General features: G+C 56.0%; 13 protein-coding genes. 10 read left to right on the forward strand and 3 right to left on the reverse strand.

Going from position 1 to position 16,675, the window contains the following annotated elements; translation table 11 throughout:
• Window positions 1-69: 69 nt before the first annotated feature.
• Both FIV00_RS00580 and FIV00_RS00585 read left to right on the forward strand, forming a co-directional pair.
• Complete coding sequence (locus FIV00_RS00580) at window positions 70-1,845, forward strand: ethylbenzene dehydrogenase-related protein (RefSeq protein ID WP_247649316.1); 1,776 nt, start codon at window positions 70-72, stop codon at window positions 1,843-1,845.
• 23 nt (window positions 1,846-1,868) lie between these two features.
• Complete coding sequence (locus FIV00_RS00585) at window positions 1,869-2,885, forward strand: 2Fe-2S iron-sulfur cluster-binding protein (RefSeq protein WP_152498996.1); 1,017 nt, start codon at window positions 1,869-1,871, stop codon at window positions 2,883-2,885.
• A gap of 15 nt (window positions 2,886-2,900) precedes the next feature.
• Here FIV00_RS00585 and FIV00_RS00590 read toward each other — a convergent pair whose 3' ends face one another.
• The 3 genes from FIV00_RS00590 to FIV00_RS00600 all read right to left on the reverse strand — a co-directional run bounded on the left by FIV00_RS00590 (window position 2,901) and on the right by FIV00_RS00600 (window position 8,139).
• Window positions 2,901-5,792: a bifunctional diguanylate cyclase/phosphodiesterase gene (locus FIV00_RS00590; protein WP_209006754.1), complete on the reverse strand. Its 2,892-nt coding sequence runs from the start codon at window positions 5,790-5,792 to the stop codon at window positions 2,901-2,903.
• Between the two features lie 15 nt (window positions 5,793-5,807).
• Window positions 5,808-6,611, reverse strand: coding sequence for a PstS family phosphate ABC transporter substrate-binding protein (locus FIV00_RS00595; RefSeq protein ID WP_152498997.1), 804 nt, complete (start codon window positions 6,609-6,611; stop codon window positions 5,808-5,810).
• A gap of 499 nt (window positions 6,612-7,110) precedes the next feature.
• Entirely contained in the window at window positions 7,111-8,139 is a 1,029-nt protein-coding gene (locus tag FIV00_RS00600; RefSeq protein ID WP_152498998.1) for a LacI family DNA-binding transcriptional regulator, read from the reverse strand.
• Window positions 8,140-8,318: 179 nt separating this feature from the next.
• Here FIV00_RS00600 and FIV00_RS00605 point away from each other — a divergent pair, with 179 nt between their 5' ends.
• The 8 genes from FIV00_RS00605 to FIV00_RS00640 all read left to right on the forward strand — a co-directional run bounded on the left by FIV00_RS00605 (window position 8,319) and on the right by FIV00_RS00640 (window position 16,645).
• Window positions 8,319-9,551 carry an ABC transporter substrate-binding protein gene (locus tag FIV00_RS00605; protein ID WP_152498999.1) on the forward strand — a complete coding sequence of 411 codons (1,233 nt, stop codon included), beginning with the start codon at window positions 8,319-8,321 and terminating at the stop codon, window positions 9,549-9,551.
• A gap of 135 nt (window positions 9,552-9,686) precedes the next feature.
• Window positions 9,687-10,580 (forward strand): carbohydrate ABC transporter permease, encoded by an 894-nt coding sequence (locus tag FIV00_RS00610; RefSeq protein ID WP_152499000.1) that lies wholly within the window; start codon window positions 9,687-9,689, stop codon window positions 10,578-10,580.
• A 64-nt stretch (window positions 10,581-10,644) separates the two neighbouring features.
• Window positions 10,645-11,472: a carbohydrate ABC transporter permease gene (locus tag FIV00_RS00615; RefSeq protein WP_209006944.1), complete on the forward strand. Its 828-nt coding sequence runs from the start codon at window positions 10,645-10,647 to the stop codon at window positions 11,470-11,472.
• 10 nt (window positions 11,473-11,482) lie between these two features.
• On the forward strand, window positions 11,483-12,574 hold the full coding sequence (locus FIV00_RS00620; protein WP_152499002.1) for an ABC transporter ATP-binding protein: 1,092 nt from the start codon (window positions 11,483-11,485) through the stop codon (window positions 12,572-12,574).
• A 34-nt stretch (window positions 12,575-12,608) separates the two neighbouring features.
• Complete coding sequence (locus FIV00_RS00625) at window positions 12,609-13,355, forward strand: sugar phosphate isomerase/epimerase (RefSeq protein ID WP_152499003.1); 747 nt, start codon at window positions 12,609-12,611, stop codon at window positions 13,353-13,355.
• Window positions 13,356-13,364: 9 nt separating this feature from the next.
• Window positions 13,365-14,486 (forward strand): Gfo/Idh/MocA family protein, encoded by a 1,122-nt coding sequence (locus FIV00_RS00630; RefSeq protein ID WP_152499004.1) that lies wholly within the window; start codon window positions 13,365-13,367, stop codon window positions 14,484-14,486.
• Window positions 14,487-14,497: 11 nt separating this feature from the next.
• On the forward strand, window positions 14,498-15,541 hold the full coding sequence (gene mgrA / locus FIV00_RS00635) for an L-glyceraldehyde 3-phosphate reductase (RefSeq protein ID WP_152499005.1): 1,044 nt from the start codon (window positions 14,498-14,500) through the stop codon (window positions 15,539-15,541).
• Window positions 15,542-15,583: 42 nt separating this feature from the next.
• Window positions 15,584-16,645, forward strand: a complete 1,062-nt coding sequence (locus FIV00_RS00640; protein WP_152499006.1) for a sugar phosphate isomerase/epimerase — start codon at window positions 15,584-15,586, stop codon at window positions 16,643-16,645.
• Window positions 16,646-16,675 lie beyond the last annotated feature (30 nt).

Genomic DNA, 16,675 nt, shown 5'->3' on the forward strand with positions numbered 1-16,675 from the left:
TTGTCTAATATTCGCGCGCCGATTCGCGCTAGGCGTGTACGGAATCGGTTTTGGTTTCTGGAGGGGAAATTGACGGACCAAACACTAGAGCTCACTGCTCCGCCAAATGACACCAAACACAAAGACCAGACTAAGTTACCCGCGGCTCAAGGCAGTGCCGCCCGACGACCTGAGGATAAGCAACCGCCTGTGCGCAGCGATCTGGGAACCATTCTGCTTCACTGGACGCTGACCATTGCGATCTTCGCCAGTCTTCTGACAGGCCTCCGGCTCTCTTCCGACGCTGAAGATGCCTGGTTTTCAAAGCTGTTCGAACCGATATTGCCACAGGGTGAAATCTGGACCTGGCACTACGTATCTGCCATTTTCGTTCTGGCGGTTATCTTCGCCTACGCCGCCTATATGTCCTTTGCCCGTCTGAAGCGGCGCATTTCGACCAAGAAAGCCGTCGTTCTGACGCTACCGGCCAGCACCAAGCTGCGGCTCTCTGCTGTCAATGTCATTGCCTACTGGATCCTTTTTGGCGCTGTCCTCACCCTTTCGGCGACCGGCGTGCTTCTCTATCTGGGTCATGGCGGCATTTGGGTCACCGTTCACTACATCGCTGCACTCACGGTGCTTGGCTACATCGTTGCCCATGTGGTGCTGCATTATTTCTATGGCGGTATCGCGCAGCTTCTGCGCCTGTTCCGTCCTCAGAAACTCCGTCGTTTCCCGGGCATGAGCCGGCATCCCCTGGCGGCGTCGCTTGCTATTGGAGCTGTGGTTCTGGCCGGAGCCGTCGCGCTCGATTTTTCCACGAGAGATGACCTCATCGTTGCCAACGCGACCGAACTTCCCACGTTGGATGGTGAAATGAGCGAGGCAATCTGGAACAGCGCAAAACCTGTTTTTGTCAGGACCCAGCAGGGCTCCAGTCTCGACAAAACCGGAGAATCCACCGTCGAGATCCGCGCCGTTCAGGTCGGTGACAAGATCGCATTCGGATTTCGCTGGGAAGACAGCAACCGATCCTTAAAACGCCACCCGCTGATCAAGGCCGAAGACGGCTGGCGGATGCTCAACAACCGCGCCGACATTTCAGACGAAACCGACTATTACGAAGACAAGTTTTCGGTCGCCTTTTCCAAGTCGGATGCCTTTGGCGGAGGTGCCTCCACGCATATGGGACCCAAGCCGCTGAGCGACAAACCAGGTGCCTTCAATTATCGCGGCCTTCACTACACGACAGACGGCAGCCTGCTTGACGTCTGGCAGTGGAAGGCTGCGCGCGGTGGCATGCTTGGGAAGGTTGATGACATGTGGTTTGGCACGCCAATCGAGCCGAATGAGGCTCAAGTCGCCGGCAAAAAACGTTATAGCGCAGGCTATTCGGCGGACGAGGGCAAATCCTTCTACATCTACAACTACAAGAAAAAATCAGGCTCCAACTACGAAAACACCGTTGACGTGTTGCGCTTGCCTGTGGATGTCGAAAAAACCGTCACTCAGATGGGCAAAATCGACCTTGACGTAGAGGCGACGGACGATCCGGGATCTCAATGGTGGATGTTTGAAGCTGAAAGCGTTCCTTATTCGCCGGAATTCGACGCGGCAATACCTGTTGGAACGATGATCCCCGGCGTCCTGATAATCGGAGAATATGAAGGCAGCCGTGCTGACCTTTCCGGCGGTTCCAAGTGGAAAGATGGCTATTGGACGCTCGAGATCATTCGCGACATGGACACCGGGAACCATCAGGACCTCCCTATGGAAGATGGTCTTTATCTCTGGGTCGCCGTGTTTGACCACAACCAGACGCGTCACACACGTCATTCACGTCCGGTTCGCCTGACATTCAACTGACGCCATTCCAACGGACCAATTTCATGTCGAAAAGCACCTGTACCGTTACGATCAACGGTAAAGAGATCAAGGCAAGTGTCGGTGACACGCTGATTGATGCCGGACTTGGCGGCCGCCTGGTCATTCCCCACGACTGCTGTTCGGGGCAATGCGAAACCTGTCGGGTTCGCGTGCTCAGCGGTGCAATAGACGATCTGGGGACACGTGAAAAAAACACTGTTCTCGGGTGTCTTGCCGTGCTCGAGGGCGATGCAGAAATCTCCTACGATCCTGTTCCGATCGTAAAGACGATAAAAGGTACCGTGGACAGTGTGCGCACTATCAAGGAAGACTATCTTGAAGTGCGTGTCCGCACCGCCAGGAAAGTAACCTGGCTACCCGGCCAGTATTTGCGCGCTACATTTGCCGGATATCCGCCGAGAGACTACAGCCCGACGACCCCGCTTAATCTGGATGCGGAAGAGGACGTCATCGTCTTTCATATCAAGGTCTATCCTGACAGCATCGTATCGTCGAAACTTGGCAGTCAGATTGCCAAGGGACACGGCGTCAAGTTGCGCGGCCCGTTTGGCAATGCATTCTTGCGCCAGCAGCCCGAACCAATCGTGTTGACCTCGACTGGAACCGGCTTTGCGCCGATTTGGGCGATTGCCGTTGCCGCTAGACTTGGACAGCCGGAACGCGACATCAGGGTCATTTCAGGCGCTCGTACACGCGATGGTCTTTATATGCGCGACGCTGTTCGCTGGCTGCAAAGCAATAATGTGCCGATATCTCTGACAGCCAGCGATGGCGACAACGAGACAGTCATGACTGCCCGGCCACAAGAGCTTGTTGGCGAACTGACCTCCGATCACATCGTCTATTCTGCCGGCGCGCCCGCTCACGTGGATGCCATGCGCGAACTGGCACTACAGGCCGGCGCTACATTTTATGCCGATCCATTCTATGTCGCAGAAGAAAGCAAGGGCGTCCTCGCCTTTGCGAGCAGGCTTTTCCGCAAATCCACACCTCCGCCCCAGGCGGAGGCTGCAGAATAAAGCGAAACGCTGCGGTTATTGCGCGGCCGTCGTCACGGCCTGCGGGCACGTGAAAATGAGCTCGTTCGCCTGACTGACCGGCATCGGGCGCCCAAGGTAGTAGCCTTGAGCGTCGGTGCATCCGATATCGTTCAGCATGTCGAGCAGCTGCCGGGTTTCAACCCCCTCAGCTGTCGTTGTCATGTTCAGATTCTTAGCCAACTCGATGACGGCTTTCACGATTGAGATCGAGTCATCAGAATATGCCATCGACCTGACGAAGGACTGGTCGATCTTGATCTTGTCGAAGGGGAACCGCCTCAGATAACTCAGCGACGAATATCCGGTCCCAAAATCGTCCATCGAAACCTTGACGCCAAGCGACTTGGCCTGGTGCAGAGCTTCCACAACGTCCTCTGTGTCCGTCAGCAAGACGCTTTCAGTGACTTCCAGTTCCAGCCGATCCGCTTTGAGGCCCGATTTCATCAGCGCACCGATCAACACGGGTCCGAAGGCATTGCCTCGCAACTGACGAGGCGACAGGTTGACGGCGACCCGCAAATGGTCCGGCCAGCCGGTGGCAATCCTGCAGGCCTCTTCCAGCACCCATTCGCCAAGCTGAACAATCAGTCCCGTGTCTTCGGCCAAAGGTATGAAATCACCCGGCGACACAAGGCCGCGTGTTGGGTGGTTCCAGCGCAGCAAGGCCTCGAAGCCGGAAATCTGGTAGTCGCTCAAGGTGTATTGCGGCTGGAAGTAAAGTTCCATCTCGCCATTTGCGGCGGCATTGCGCAGATCCAGGATCAACTCGCGCCGGTCATTCACCTCGGTGCCCATATCCTCTTCAAAGAAGCGATAAGTGTTCCTGCCGTCTTCCTTTGCGCGATAAAGGGCAAGATCAGCCTGTTTGAACAACTCGTCACCGACCGCTCCATCAGGCTTGGCCACCGAAATGCCGATACTGACACCAATTACCAGATCATGATCCGCTATCTGGAAGGGCCGCGAGAGTTCCCAAATGATGGACTGTGCCAGTTCATCGACCTGTTTCTGCTTGACGGGCAGGTCGGTCAGGATCGCAAATTCGTCACCGCCCAGGCGCGCGACCAACTCGCGGTCTTCGAGCAAGTGCCGCAGCCGGCCGGCAACCTGCCGTAAAAGTTCATCTCCGATCGGATGCCCCAGCGAGTCGTTGACAGTCTTGAACTCATCGAGATCCAGACAGAGAATTGCAAACTCACCGCCCTGAACCTGCTGACGCTTTAAGAGCAACTCCATCTGATCACGGAATTCGATGCGGTTGGGCAACTGGGTCAACATGTCATGCCGCGCAAGGAAGGCGAGGCGATCGCGCGCTTCCTGGCGCTCCGTGATGTCTTCGGAGATGGCAACCCAACCGCCATCTGACAGAGGTTGCCGAGTGGTCAAAACAATGCGACCCGAGCGTATCTTGACCATTTCCGTGCTTTGCGAGAACGGTGCCGATTGATGCGCTTTCGTGAAAGCGTCGGACCATTCGCTTTCATCGGTGCTGACAGCTTCTGCGTTCTGCAGAGCCGTCAGATCCTTGGCGGTCATGCCAGGTACAAGATTGTCCTGATCGAGTTCGAACAGGTCCGCAAAACGCTGGTTCGACACGATCAGACTACCACTTGCATCGAACATGCAAAGCCCGTGCGACATGTTGTTGAGTGCCGCATCGAAAAGTACGTTCTGCTCACGCAGCTGCGCTTCCTTCGACCTCAGGATGGTGTTCTTTTCGTGAACCCTGACCCGCAGGGCGTCACGTTCCTTGACAGATCGTTGCAACGAAACGACCGAGCGTGCGATGTCTCCGACTTCATCCAGCCGTTCTGTTCCGGCAACTTTCTTTTCGAAGTCGCCTGCGGCAATTCCCGTCAAAACCTTGGTAATGTCAGTCAGCGGCCGTGTGATCTGACGGGACAGGAGATAGGCGACGGTGGCAAATGCGATCAACGTCAGAACACCGAACAGAAACAGCCACCTAAGCAACTTGGCTTCTTCCTCAGTACCGATACGGGTCAGTTCATTCTGAGTTTCGGTCAGTTTTTCGATCGGAACCAACGCACAAACCGTTACCGGCGCAACAGGTACAGCGCACTCGATAACATTGCTGCCGCTAGCTGTGATGTTCGGCGTGGTTGCTGACATCTGGAGATCGGCGAAATCGCCTTTGAAGTTGCCTCTCGAAATCACTTCGTCCTTAAAGATTACCGCAAGTCCGAAGGAGTTGATCTCTGCCAGATCGGACAGCAGCGGTTCGTCGGATCGGATCCATCTTTGGGCCAGCAATCCGCCCACCGCATATCCAAATTCATCGAAAACCGGTGTGAAAACAATCTGGGAAACGGTGTTGATGTGTTCACCGGGGACAAAGATGCCTGTTTCAGAACGTGGCATGAGACGTGACATGGTCTGCACGTCCCCGGGGAAACTCTCGTTCAAGGATGTGACGATCTCCTCAAAGAAACTAAGCTTTGGAATGCTCGATCCCAGTTTGACCAGGTCCGCTTCATAGGAAGAAGCGCCGATAACTCGTGCCTGCTCGTCAAGAACAACGATCCCGTCCATGTCGGCCTGTTTCGCTGCCGGACCGAGGAGCTCTGACATGGCGACAACGTTTCGAGACATGACCGCATTCGACGTATCATGGTGCTTGGCAATCGAATTAACCCGGCGAAGCCGATCCTGAAACAGGAATTCCATCCGAGTTCCGGCAAGCTCCACGTCGGCGATCAACGTCTCCAACAACCGCGACTGAGACAGTTTGAGAAGCTCAACCTCCTGACGAGCCATACTGTCTTCCAACTGATATGCCACCAGACCAATCAGGCCTGCAAACGCACACAGCGCTGTGAAAACAGCGCCGTATGTGTAGTGCCAGAGCAGTGACGAGTGACGTATCATATTGCGTTCGGGCCTTTAGTTAGACACCGGCACTCCACCGTAGTTTCGAATCAGACTGTGCGCCTGATCGGATTGGCTGAAGTCAATGAAGGTCTTCATCTCACTATCCAGAGCGCCATCCTTATAAATGAGTGCAAGCGTCACCGCACTTGGATAGGTCTCATCCGTTGGATGGTTGCCGTCGATTTTCAGGACATTCAGCCCCTCTTCAAGCGGGCGGGAATAGGGCCCAAAGGCAATCGCGCCCTGGACGTCGCGCGCTGTCGAAATGGCATCCTGTGTTGTCAGGGCTGTTTTGGATCGCGGCGAAAATGTCAGGTCTTTCCAGCCCGGCATTGTATTGCGCAGCACCTGGAGCGTGCTGTCAGCATCTTCGCGCCTGACAAGCCGTACACGAAGATCCGCGCCGCCGAGTTCCGACCAGTTGGTGACCTTGCCAGCATAGAGATTTGCCAGATCTTCACTTGAAAGAGCCTCAACTCCAGTCGAGGGGTGGGTGAATATGGCGCTTGGTATCTTGGCAATCGGCAGATAGACCAAACCGTATTCAATCTCACTGTCCTTCAGGGGCCTTGCCACCCGCCCCAGCCTTTCAGTACCGGAACTGACGGCCGCTATGCCACCACCGGAACCAATGCTTGGCGGGATACTGAGTTCGATTTCAGGATGGGCTTCTGAAAAGCCGTCTCCCATTTCGCGCAACATTTCCAAGCCATCCCCGGTGCCGACGACACTGAGTGCGGTTTGAGCGACAGTGGGAGGCGATTGAACAAGGAGAACAGAAAGCGAAAGAACGAAGCAGAAGAAAGAGATCCGCATTTTTTCCACCAAATTGAGTTTGTATTATCTAGAATGCCACGTTCAAGTTAATCAAACACTAAAACCCTGCTACAAGTTACAATTAACCTGTATTTAAATTGGCTTGTATTAATATTCAGGTAGTCAATATTTCATAATTCTTGAATTTTCTTTAGGCATTATTTGCCGATAGGTCATTTTTTCCTAGCAGCTCAAATTGCTACAATCACTTTGTGAATCTCTAATCTGTTAATCTATAAAGTTAAGACGCAATTTTACATACGATTTGAAACTCTATTGATAGAATTTCGATCGATTGGCTTGAAAACTACTGTACAGACAACAGATTTCGCGATTGTCACAAATTAGTCAAACAAGTCATACAACCCACACTATACTATTGCGTGTATCGATTTGTTTGGGTCCTTGCATGAATGCCTACTTATTGGGCTTGGTAAAATTCATTAAGTTACAGACAATTGGACGCGTCATGCGATCAAGCTTGAATACTTGTCTCACGCTAAATACTGGCTGCACTTTGACGGACGACAAGGTTCACGTCGATCATGACGGGTCCAGAGTGTTTATTTGAGATTGCACCGTCTGCGTGAATACACTCCAGGAGCAATCTGGCGGCACTGGTTCCCAAAGCATGCCGATCCTGCCTGACCGTGGTCAGTGCAGGAACATAGAACTCTGAAAGTTCGATATCATCAAACCCGACGACGGATACGTCTTCCGGCACTTTCATGCCGTGCATCCTAAGTGTTGAAATCAATCCGAAGGCGACCTGATCCGAGGCACAGAATATGGCCGTAGGCCTGTCTTCCATAGACAGGATCCTTTCCGCCGCCGACCGGCCTGACTCAAGAGAAAAGTCGCCCCGAATGATCCATTCATCCCGCACCGGCAAGCCGAGTTCAGCTCTTTCTGCCAGCATGCCCTCTCGCCGGACATGCGTCAGAACATTGTCCTGAGGGCCGGTAACATGCGCGATTTTCCGATGCCCTAGCTCATAAAGGTGCCTGACCGCCAACCTGGCACCCTGGTTGTTGTCGCTTCGTACCGACGGCAGAGAGCTTCCGTGCTTCCATTCACACGCAAACACAATCCTGCCGTTCACTCCGTTTTCTTCGAACTGCCGAATTTCCTCGTCTGACAGCGCGCCATCCAGGCAAATCATGCCATCAATCTGAGAATCCAGAAAATAGTCGACGACGCGCTTTCCCGCCGTTGCATGATCTTTCGTGTCGGCAATCAAAACAGAAAGATCGCTTTCGCCGAAAATTTCGCTGATACCGGCTAGTATTTGCGAAAAAAACGGGTTTCCGAGGTTGGGAACCAGAACAAGAACCGCCCCGGCCTGACGCGTTCGCAGGCTCCTTGCGGCCCGATTGACGCGGTAACCGGTGGAGCGAATGGCCCTGAAAACTGTTTCCCGCGTCGCCTCCGTCAAAAGCTCGGGATTGCTGAGTGCTCGACTGACCGTTGCCGTTGAAACTCCGGCCCTTTTGGCAACATCTCGAATTCTGATGGGCTTCTGCGCCAATGCTGCCTCCCGATTTTTGTTTGCGACTTACCGACATTCCGGGTTGACACGAGCGGCATTCCCGAGAATGATAAATGTAATCGATTACATGAGAGATACACAATTCTGTAATCGATTACAATTGCGGTGGAGGCCGCATCAATTGAAAAATCGGGCCGAAGGTTCGATGGGAGGAGACTATGAAAGCACTACACGCTGTATTTGCAGCAACCACCGCACTGTGCGCGGCGACTGCCGTCCACGCGACGGATTTGGAAGTTACGCACTGGTGGACATCAGGTGGTGAGGCTGCCGCTGTTGCAGAGTTTGCGAAGGCGTTTGACGCGACGGGCAACAAGTGGGTTGATGGTGCGATTGCCGGTTCCGGCGGCACGGCGCGTCCGATCATGATCAGCCGCATCACGGGCGGCGATCCGATGGGCGCGACGCAGTTCAACCACGGCCGTCAGGCAGAAGAGCTTGTGGAAGCCGGCCTGATGCGCGACCTCAGCGATGTGGCGGCGGAAGGCAACTGGGCGGAGATCGTGCGTCCTTCCAGCCTGCTCGACAGCTGCACGCTTGACGGCAAGATCTACTGCGTGCCGGTCAACATTCACTCGCCGCAATGGCTGTGGATCAACAATGCCGTTTTTGAAGACAACGGCCTGGCCGTGCCGACCAACTGGGACGAGTTTGTCGCCGCTGCGCCCAAGCTGCAGGAAGCCGGCGTCGTGCCGCTCGCCATGGGCCAGCAGCCCTGGCAGACCACCCTCGCCTTCCAGACCCTTCTGACTGCGCTCGCAGGTCCGGAGACCTACACCAAGGTGTTCGGCGACAAGGATGCCGACCTTGCTGGCGGCCCGGAACTGGCCAAGGTCTTTGAGGCCGCGGCAACAGCCCGCGACATGGCCAAGGATTCCAACGTTCAAAACTGGAACGATGCCACGAACATGGTCATCACCGGCAAGGCCGGCGGCCAGATCATGGGCGACTGGGCCCAGGGTGAGTTCCAGGTGGCCAACCAGGTCGCCGGCAAGGACTACACCTGCCTGCCGGGCCTTGGCGTCAATGAAGTGATCCAGACCGGCGGCGATGCCTTCTACTTCCCGCAGGTGGACGATCCGGAGATCTCCGCGGCCCAGGCTGAACTCGCCAAGGTCATGATCTCCCCGGAGACACAGGTTGCCTTCAACCTGAAGAAGGGTTCCCTGCCGGTGCGCGGCGATGTCGATCTGTCGGCTGCCAATGACTGCATGCGCAAGGGCCTTGAGATCCTGGCCAAGGGCAACATCATTCCGGGCACCGACCAGTTGATGTCTGCTGACAGCAACCAGCAGGTCAACGACCTGTTCGTCGAGTTCTTCAACAACCCGTCCATGTCGGCTGAAGACGCTCAGAAGCTGTTCGCCTCGATCGTCGCCAACGCCGACTGATCCGCACAACGGGCTCCGCCGGTTCCGTCAACAGGGCTTGACGGCATCGGCGTCCTCCAGCCCTGCGCGCAGTTTCTGCGCGCAGGGAATTCTGGAACACTGCAAGCAGGCTTTTACGGGACAAGGAAGACAGGCATGGCCGCACCCTCAGGCCCAGCCAGATGGCACCGCAACTTGAGTGCCAAGGTGGCGGCAATTCCGATGATTGTCACCGCCCTGGTGGTCTTTATCGGCGGAACCGCCTGGACGGTTCTCTACTCCTTCACCAATTCCAAGCTGCTGCCACGGGAGAAGTTTATCGGCTTTGGCCAGTATGAACGCCTGTGGAGCAGCAACAAGTGGCTGATCTCGATCGAGAACCTGGCCATCTATGGCGGCTTCTCCCTCGTCTTCTCCCTCCTCATCGGCTTCATTCTGGCCGCCCTGCTCGATCAGAAGATCCGCTTTGAGGACACCTTCCGCACCATCTTGCTCTATCCCTTCGCGCTCAGCTTCATCGTCACGGGTCTTGCCTGGCAGTGGATCCTCAATCCGGATTTCGGCATCCAGCATGTCGTGCGCAGCCTGGGCTGGGAGAGCTTTGCCTTCGACCCGCTCTACAATCCCGACATCGTCATCTACGGCATTCTGATTGCCGGACTGTGGCAGGGTACCGGCCTCATCATGTGCCTCATGCTGGCCGGGTTGCGCGGCATTGACGAGGACATCTGGAAGGCCGCCAAGATTGACGGCATCCCCATGTGGAAGACCTATATCTTCATCGTCATCCCGATGATGCGCGGCATCTTCATCACCGCCATCGTGCTGGTCGCCTCCGGCATCATCAAGGTCTATGACCTGGTCGTCGCCCAGACCGGCGGCGGACCCGGCATCTCCTCAGAAGTGCCAGCCAAATACGTCTATGACGCCATGTTCCTGTCCCAGAACCTCGGACAGGGCTTTGCCGCCTCCACCATGATGCTGCTCACCGTTGCCATCATCGTCATTCCCTGGGCCTATCTCGAATTCGGAGGCAAGCGCCGTGGCTGATACTGCATATCTTTCCGGCCCCTCAGGTCCAAAACCCCGGCGCGTCCTGTCCCGCCGCAACATCATGATCTACGGCACGCTGATCGTCGTCTCGCTCTACTATCTGCTGCCTCTTTACGTGATGGTCGTCACCTCCCTCAAGGGCATGCCCGAGATCCGTCTCGGCAACATCTTCTCGCCCCCGGTCGAGGTTACCTTCCAGCCCTGGGTCAAGGCCTGGGCCGAAGCCTGTACCGGCCTCAATTGTGACGGCCTGTCGCGCGGCTTCTTCAACTCCGTGCGCATTCTCATTCCGTCCGTGATCCTGTCGATCATCATCGCCTCGATCAACGGCTATGCGCTCGCCAACTGGCGCTTCAAGGGCTCGGAGACCTTCTTCACCATCCTGATCGTCGGGGCCTTCATTCCCTATCAGGTCATGATCTATCCGATCGTCATCATGCTGCGCGAGGTCGGTCTTTACGGCAGTCTCACAGGCCTGGTCATCGTGCACACCATCTTCGGCATGCCGATCCTGACCCTGCTCTTCCGCAACTATTTTGCCTCCGTACCGCAGGAACTCTTCAAGGCCGCCCGCGTCGATGGCGCTGGCTTCTGGGGCATCTATTTCCGCATCATGGTCCCCATGAGCCTGCCCATCTTCGTCGTCGCCATGATCCTGCAGGTCACCGGCATCTGGAACGACTTCCTGTTCGGCGTCATCTACACAAAGCCGGACCTTTATCCGATGACGGTGCAGCTCAACAACATCGTCAACTCGACCCAGGGGGTGAAGGAATACAACGTCAACATGGCCGCCACCATTCTCACTGGCCTTGTTCCCCTCACCATCTACTTCATCTCCGGCAAACTCTTCGTCCGCGGCATCGCCGCCGGAGCGGTCAAAGGCTAACGAGAAAACAATGGAAACAAGTATCTCCGTCAAGAACCTCGCCTTAAGCTTCGGACACCTGGACGTGCTGAAGGATCTCAACCTGGAGATCGGCAAAGGCGAATTCCTGGTCCTGCTCGGGTCCTCGGGCTGCGGCAAGTCCACCTTGCTCAACTGCATCGCAGGCCTGCTCGATGTCACCGGCGGCCAGATCTTCATCGGCGACAAGAACGTCACCTGGGAAGAGCCCTCAAAGCGCGGCATCGGCATGGTGTTCCAGTCCTATGCCCTCTACCCCCAGATGACCGTTGCCGGCAATCTCAGCTTCGGCCTGAAGAATGCAGGCCTGCCGAAGGCGGAAATCGAGGAACGGGTCAACCGCGCCGCCAAGGTGCTGCAGATCGAGCCCCTGCTCAACCGCAAGCCCGCGGCCCTGTCCGGCGGCCAGCGACAGCGGGCGGCCATCGGCCGGGCCCTGGTGCGCGATGCCGATGTCTTCCTCTTCGACGAACCGCTCTCAAACCTGGACGCAAAGCTCAGGGCCGACCTCAGGGTCGAGATCAAGCAGCTGCACCAGAAGCTGAAGAACACCATGATCTACGTCACCCATGACCAGATCGAAGCCATGACCCTGGCCGACCGGATCGCCATCATGCGCGGCGGACGCATTCTGCAGCTGGCATCGCCCAACGAGATCTACAATCGCCCGGCCAGCAAATACGTGGCCGAGTTCATCGGATCGCCCACCATGAACTTCTTCGAGGGTGAACTCAAAGCCGACGGCGGAGCCTACAGCTTCACAAACGGCACACTCACCGTCCCCTTGAACGACTATCAGTTCAAGGAAACCAGCCCCGCCCCGGAACCTGCATGGTTCGGCATTCGACCCGAACACATGAGCTCAGGCGATGCCGCACAAAACGCCCCCGTGCGCATGAACGCATCCGTCGAACTCGTCGAACCCCTCGGATCCGACACCCTCGCACGCGTCAATGCACTGGACCATACCCTGTGGGTGCGAATGGACGGACAGGCAAACATCAAAAATGGCGACACAATCAACATCGGGTTCGATCCCAAACGCGCAAACATATTCAGCAAAAATAACGAAATCAGAATCTGAGCCAGATTCTTAATCTCAAATCGGGAAAACACTCATGGATGTTTCATTCCAGCTCTATTCTGCACGCGAATTCACCCCTTGGGACAGTGTCTTTGAACGCCTGGCCAAGCTTGGATATACCAAGGTCGAGGGCTTCGGGGGTGTTTACGAGGATCCAGCTGCCTGCCGTGACCTGCTAGACAAAACAGGCTTGAGCATGCCGTCCGGGCATTTCTTTCCAATGGAGCAGTTCGACGATGACATCGGCAAGGTCATCGCAACTGCCAAGACACTCGGCATGGAACGCCTGTTCTGTCCTGCCCTGCCGCCCGAACAACGGACTGCCGATGCAGGACACTGGCAATCGGTCGGCGAGCGTCTTGAAGCCATTGGCGCGAAAATCCGGGACGCCGGTCTGCGGTTCGGATGGCACAATCATGATTTCGAATTCGTCACCTGTGACGACGGCAGATTGCCGATGGACATATTGCTTGAAGCCGCACCTTCCATTGAATGGGAAGCCGACATTGCCTGGATCGTCCGAGGCGGTCAGGATCCTCTGGCCTGGATTTCGAAATACGCCGATCGCATCACCACGGCGCATGTCAAGGACATCGCTCCTGAAGGCGAATGCGCTGACGAAGACGGCTGGGCCGATGTCGGTCAGGGAACCATGGATTGGAAGGCCATCATGGCCGCGTTGCGGACAGCCGGCGCCGATCTGTTCATCATTGAGCACGACAAGCCATCGGACGTCGATCGGTTTGCCGCCCGCTCCATCGAAGCATTCCGCACATTTTAAGGAATTATCATGAGTAAGACACTCGGCATCGGCGTATTGGGATGCGGAAATATCTCGGCTGCCTACATGCGCCTTGCCCCGCTTTTCAGGGGCATCGAAGTGCGCGCCTGCGCCGACATCAACGAGGCGGCTGCAAAGGCGCGTGCAGATGAATTCAATCTGCGAGCAGAGACGGTCGACGGGCTGCTTGCGGCGAACGACATCGATATCATCGTCAACCTGACGGTTCCTGCCGCGCACTTTGATGTTTCAAAAAAGATCCTGGATGCCGGTAAACACGTTTATTCCGAAAAACCATTCGTGCTGAATGTGTCGGAAGGACAGGAGCTCGCGTCGATTGCCAAGGACAAGGGCTTGCGCGTCGGCTCTGCACCAGACACGTTCATGGGCGGCGCGCACCAGCTGGCCAGACACCTTGTCGACAGCGATGCAGTCGGCAAAATCACGTCGGGCACCTGCTTCGTTCAGAGCCCCGGCATGGAAATGTGGCATCCGAACCCAGACTTCTTCTTTCAGCCGGGCGGCGGGCCCATCCTCGATCTCGGGCCCTATTACGTTTCCAATCTTGTTCAGTTGCTCGGTCCGGTCAAACGGGTCTGCGCCATGAGTTCGTCCGGATCCGAATATCGGACGATCACCTCACAACCCCGTCATGGCGACAAGATCAAGGTGGAAACGCCCACCACGATCCATGCTGTGATGCAATTTCATTCAGGGGCTCAGATCACGTATTGCGCCAGCTGGGACGTCTGGCAGCATGGTCATTCCAACATGGAACTTTACGGCCTGGGCGGGACACTGCATGTGCCGGACCCGAACTTTTTCGGCGGTGAAGTGCGGATGACCGAGAAGGGTGCTTACGTGAATATGGCGGATGCCTGGAACCATCCGTTTTCAAAGGCAAATGACGGCAGCAATGCAAACTATCGTACTGCGGGACTTGCCGACATGGCGCAGGCGATCCTGGCCGGCCGCCCACACCGTTGCTCTCTGGAATTTTCCCTGCATGCCGTCGATGTGATGACGTCAATCCTTGCATCGGGCGAGAGTGGGCAGTTTATTGATGTCGCAACCACCTGCGACCGTCCTGCTGCCCTCGATCCACAAGCGGCACAGGACCTTCTCATCTGATAGGAAATCAAATGACCTGGACTGCGGCGCCCTCGCGCTATGACAACATGGTGTATCGCCGATGCGGCCAATCAGGCCTGAAGCTGCCGGCGATCTCACTCGGGCTCTGGCATAATTTCGGTGAAGACACACCACATGCGCTCAAGCGGGATATTGCCTGTACGGCTTTCGATCTTGGCATCACGCATTTCGACCTCGCCAACAATTACGGCCCAAGGCCCGGGTCTGCCGAAAGCGCATTTGGAGAAATACTGCGAACCGACTTTGCACCTTATCGAGATGAGATGATCATCTCGTCCAAGGCCGGATATGGCATGTGGCCCGGACCCTACGGGGAATGGGGCAGCCGCAAATACATGATTGCCTCCTGCGACCAGTCTCTGAAGCGGATGGGGCTGGACTATGTCGACATCTTCTATTCCCACCGGTTCGATCCGGACACACCACTGGAAGAAACGATGATGGCACTCGATCACATCGTGCGGTCCGGGCGGGCCCTTTACGTTGGCATTTCGTCCTACAACTCCAAGCGCACGCGAGAGGCTGCCGCGATCCTGAAAGAGCTGGGTACCCCCTGCCTGATCCACCAGCCGAGCTATTCGATGATCAACCGCTGGGTGGAAGAGGATGGTTTGCTGGACACGCTCGACGAGCTCGGCATCGGCTCCATCGCCTTTTCGCCACTAGCCCAGGGCATGCTGACCAACAAGTATCTGAACGGGATCCCTGAAGACAGCAGGGCAACGCAGGGCAAATCTCTCAAAAGCCAGTTTTTGAGCGACGAGAATATTGAGACAATCAGGGCGCTCAATGCGATTGCGGAACGAAGGGGCCAAACCCTTGCGCAGATGGCGATTGCGTGGGTTCTGCGGAACGGAAAAGTCACAACGGCTCTTATCGGCGCGAGCCGTGCCGAACAGGTCAGAGACTGTGTCCGCACTGTGGAAAATCTCGATTTCACGGACGCAGAACTAAACGAAATAGCAGCTACGACGCGTGAAGCTGACATCAACCTCTGGGCCGCATCTGCGGAACGGAAAGGACCGTCACGCTAAACGGACGTCACAACGACAGATCTATAACTTAGGGAGGCAGCCATGGCCGGACTGATCAAGGGACCAGCGATTTTCCTGGCACAATTTGCAGGCGACGAAGCACCTTTCAATTCACTTCCCGCCATAACCAAATGGGCTGCCGACCTCGGTTACAAGGGTGTTCAGATCCCAACTTTCGATGGCCGGCTGTTCGACCTCGACAAGGCAGCCGAAAGTGAGACCTATTGTGACGAGGTAAAAGGCATCTGCGCGGATGCCGGTGTCGAGATCACTGAACTTTCCACCCACCTGCAGGGACAACTTGTGGCGGTCCATCCAGCCTACGATCTTGCCTTTGACGGTTTTGCGCCGGAAAACGTTCATGGCAATCCCAAAGCGCGACAGGAATGGGCGGTTGATCAGATGAAAAAGGCGGCTGTCGCAAGTCGTCGTTTTGGGCTTGATGCTTCCGTCAGCTTCACCGGGTCGTTGGCATTCCCCTATCTTTATCCTTGGCCACAGCGCCCCGCCGGTCTGATCGAAGAAGCTTTCAGCGAACTCGCCCGCCGCTGGAAGCCGATACTTGATGTCTATGAAGAGAACGGTGTCGATGTCGGGTACGAAATCCACCCCGGTGAAGATGTCTTCGACGGGGCGACGTTCGAGATGTTCCTAGACGCGCTAGGCGGTCACAAACGCTGCCAGATCAACTACGATCCATCTCATTTCCTGCTTCAGCAAATGGACTATCTGGCGTTTATCGACATCTATCACGAGCGCATCTGCGCCTATCATGTGAAGGATGCGGAATTTAATCCAGATGGCCGGCAGGGCGTTTACTCCGGTTATCAGAGTTGGGTCAACCGGGCCGGCCGGTTCCGTTCCCTTGGTGACGGTCAGGTCGATTTCTCAGGCATTTTTTCCAAGCTCGCACAACATGGTTATGACAGCTGGGCGGTGCTGGAATGGGAGTGCTGCCTGAAATCGCCCGAACAAGGTGCTGCAGAAGGCGCACCGTTCATTGAAAGTCACATCATCGAGGTGACGGACAAAGCCTTCGATGATTTTGCCGGCGCAGGAACCGACCAGGAACAGATCCGCAGGATGCTTGGATTGACTTCCTGATACCGCACCTTTTCGCACACCTGAACGTAA

Origin of the sequence: Labrenzia sp. THAF82, assembly GCF_009363435.1 — a bacterium.
Lineage (GTDB): Bacteria > Pseudomonadota > Alphaproteobacteria > Rhizobiales > Stappiaceae > Roseibium > Roseibium porphyridii.

What these genes read in the sequence shown, in the direction of transcription:
- FIV00_RS00585 (WP_152498996.1), top strand. Translation starts at nt 1,869, where the DNA reads ATGTCGAAAAGCACCTGTACCGTTACGATCAACGGTAAAGAGATCAAG.
- FIV00_RS00590 (WP_209006754.1), bottom strand. Translation starts at nt 5,792, where the DNA reads ATGATACGTCACTCGTCACTGCTCTGGCACTACACATACGGCGCTGTT.
- FIV00_RS00595 (WP_152498997.1), bottom strand. Translation starts at nt 6,611, where the DNA reads ATGCGGATCTCTTTCTTCTGCTTCGTTCTTTCGCTTTCTGTTCTCCTT.
- FIV00_RS00605 (WP_152498999.1), top strand. Translation starts at nt 8,319, where the DNA reads ATGAAAGCACTACACGCTGTATTTGCAGCAACCACCGCACTGTGCGCG.
- FIV00_RS00610 (WP_152499000.1), top strand. Translation starts at nt 9,687, where the DNA reads ATGGCCGCACCCTCAGGCCCAGCCAGATGGCACCGCAACTTGAGTGCC.
- FIV00_RS00615 (WP_209006944.1), top strand. Translation starts at nt 10,645, where the DNA reads ATGATCTACGGCACGCTGATCGTCGTCTCGCTCTACTATCTGCTGCCT.
- FIV00_RS00620 (WP_152499002.1), top strand. Translation starts at nt 11,483, where the DNA reads ATGGAAACAAGTATCTCCGTCAAGAACCTCGCCTTAAGCTTCGGACAC.
- FIV00_RS00625 (WP_152499003.1), top strand. Translation starts at nt 12,609, where the DNA reads ATGGATGTTTCATTCCAGCTCTATTCTGCACGCGAATTCACCCCTTGG.
- FIV00_RS00630 (WP_152499004.1), top strand. Translation starts at nt 13,365, where the DNA reads ATGAGTAAGACACTCGGCATCGGCGTATTGGGATGCGGAAATATCTCG.
- mgrA (WP_152499005.1), top strand. Translation starts at nt 14,498, where the DNA reads ATGACCTGGACTGCGGCGCCCTCGCGCTATGACAACATGGTGTATCGC.
- FIV00_RS00640 (WP_152499006.1), top strand. Translation starts at nt 15,584, where the DNA reads ATGGCCGGACTGATCAAGGGACCAGCGATTTTCCTGGCACAATTTGCA.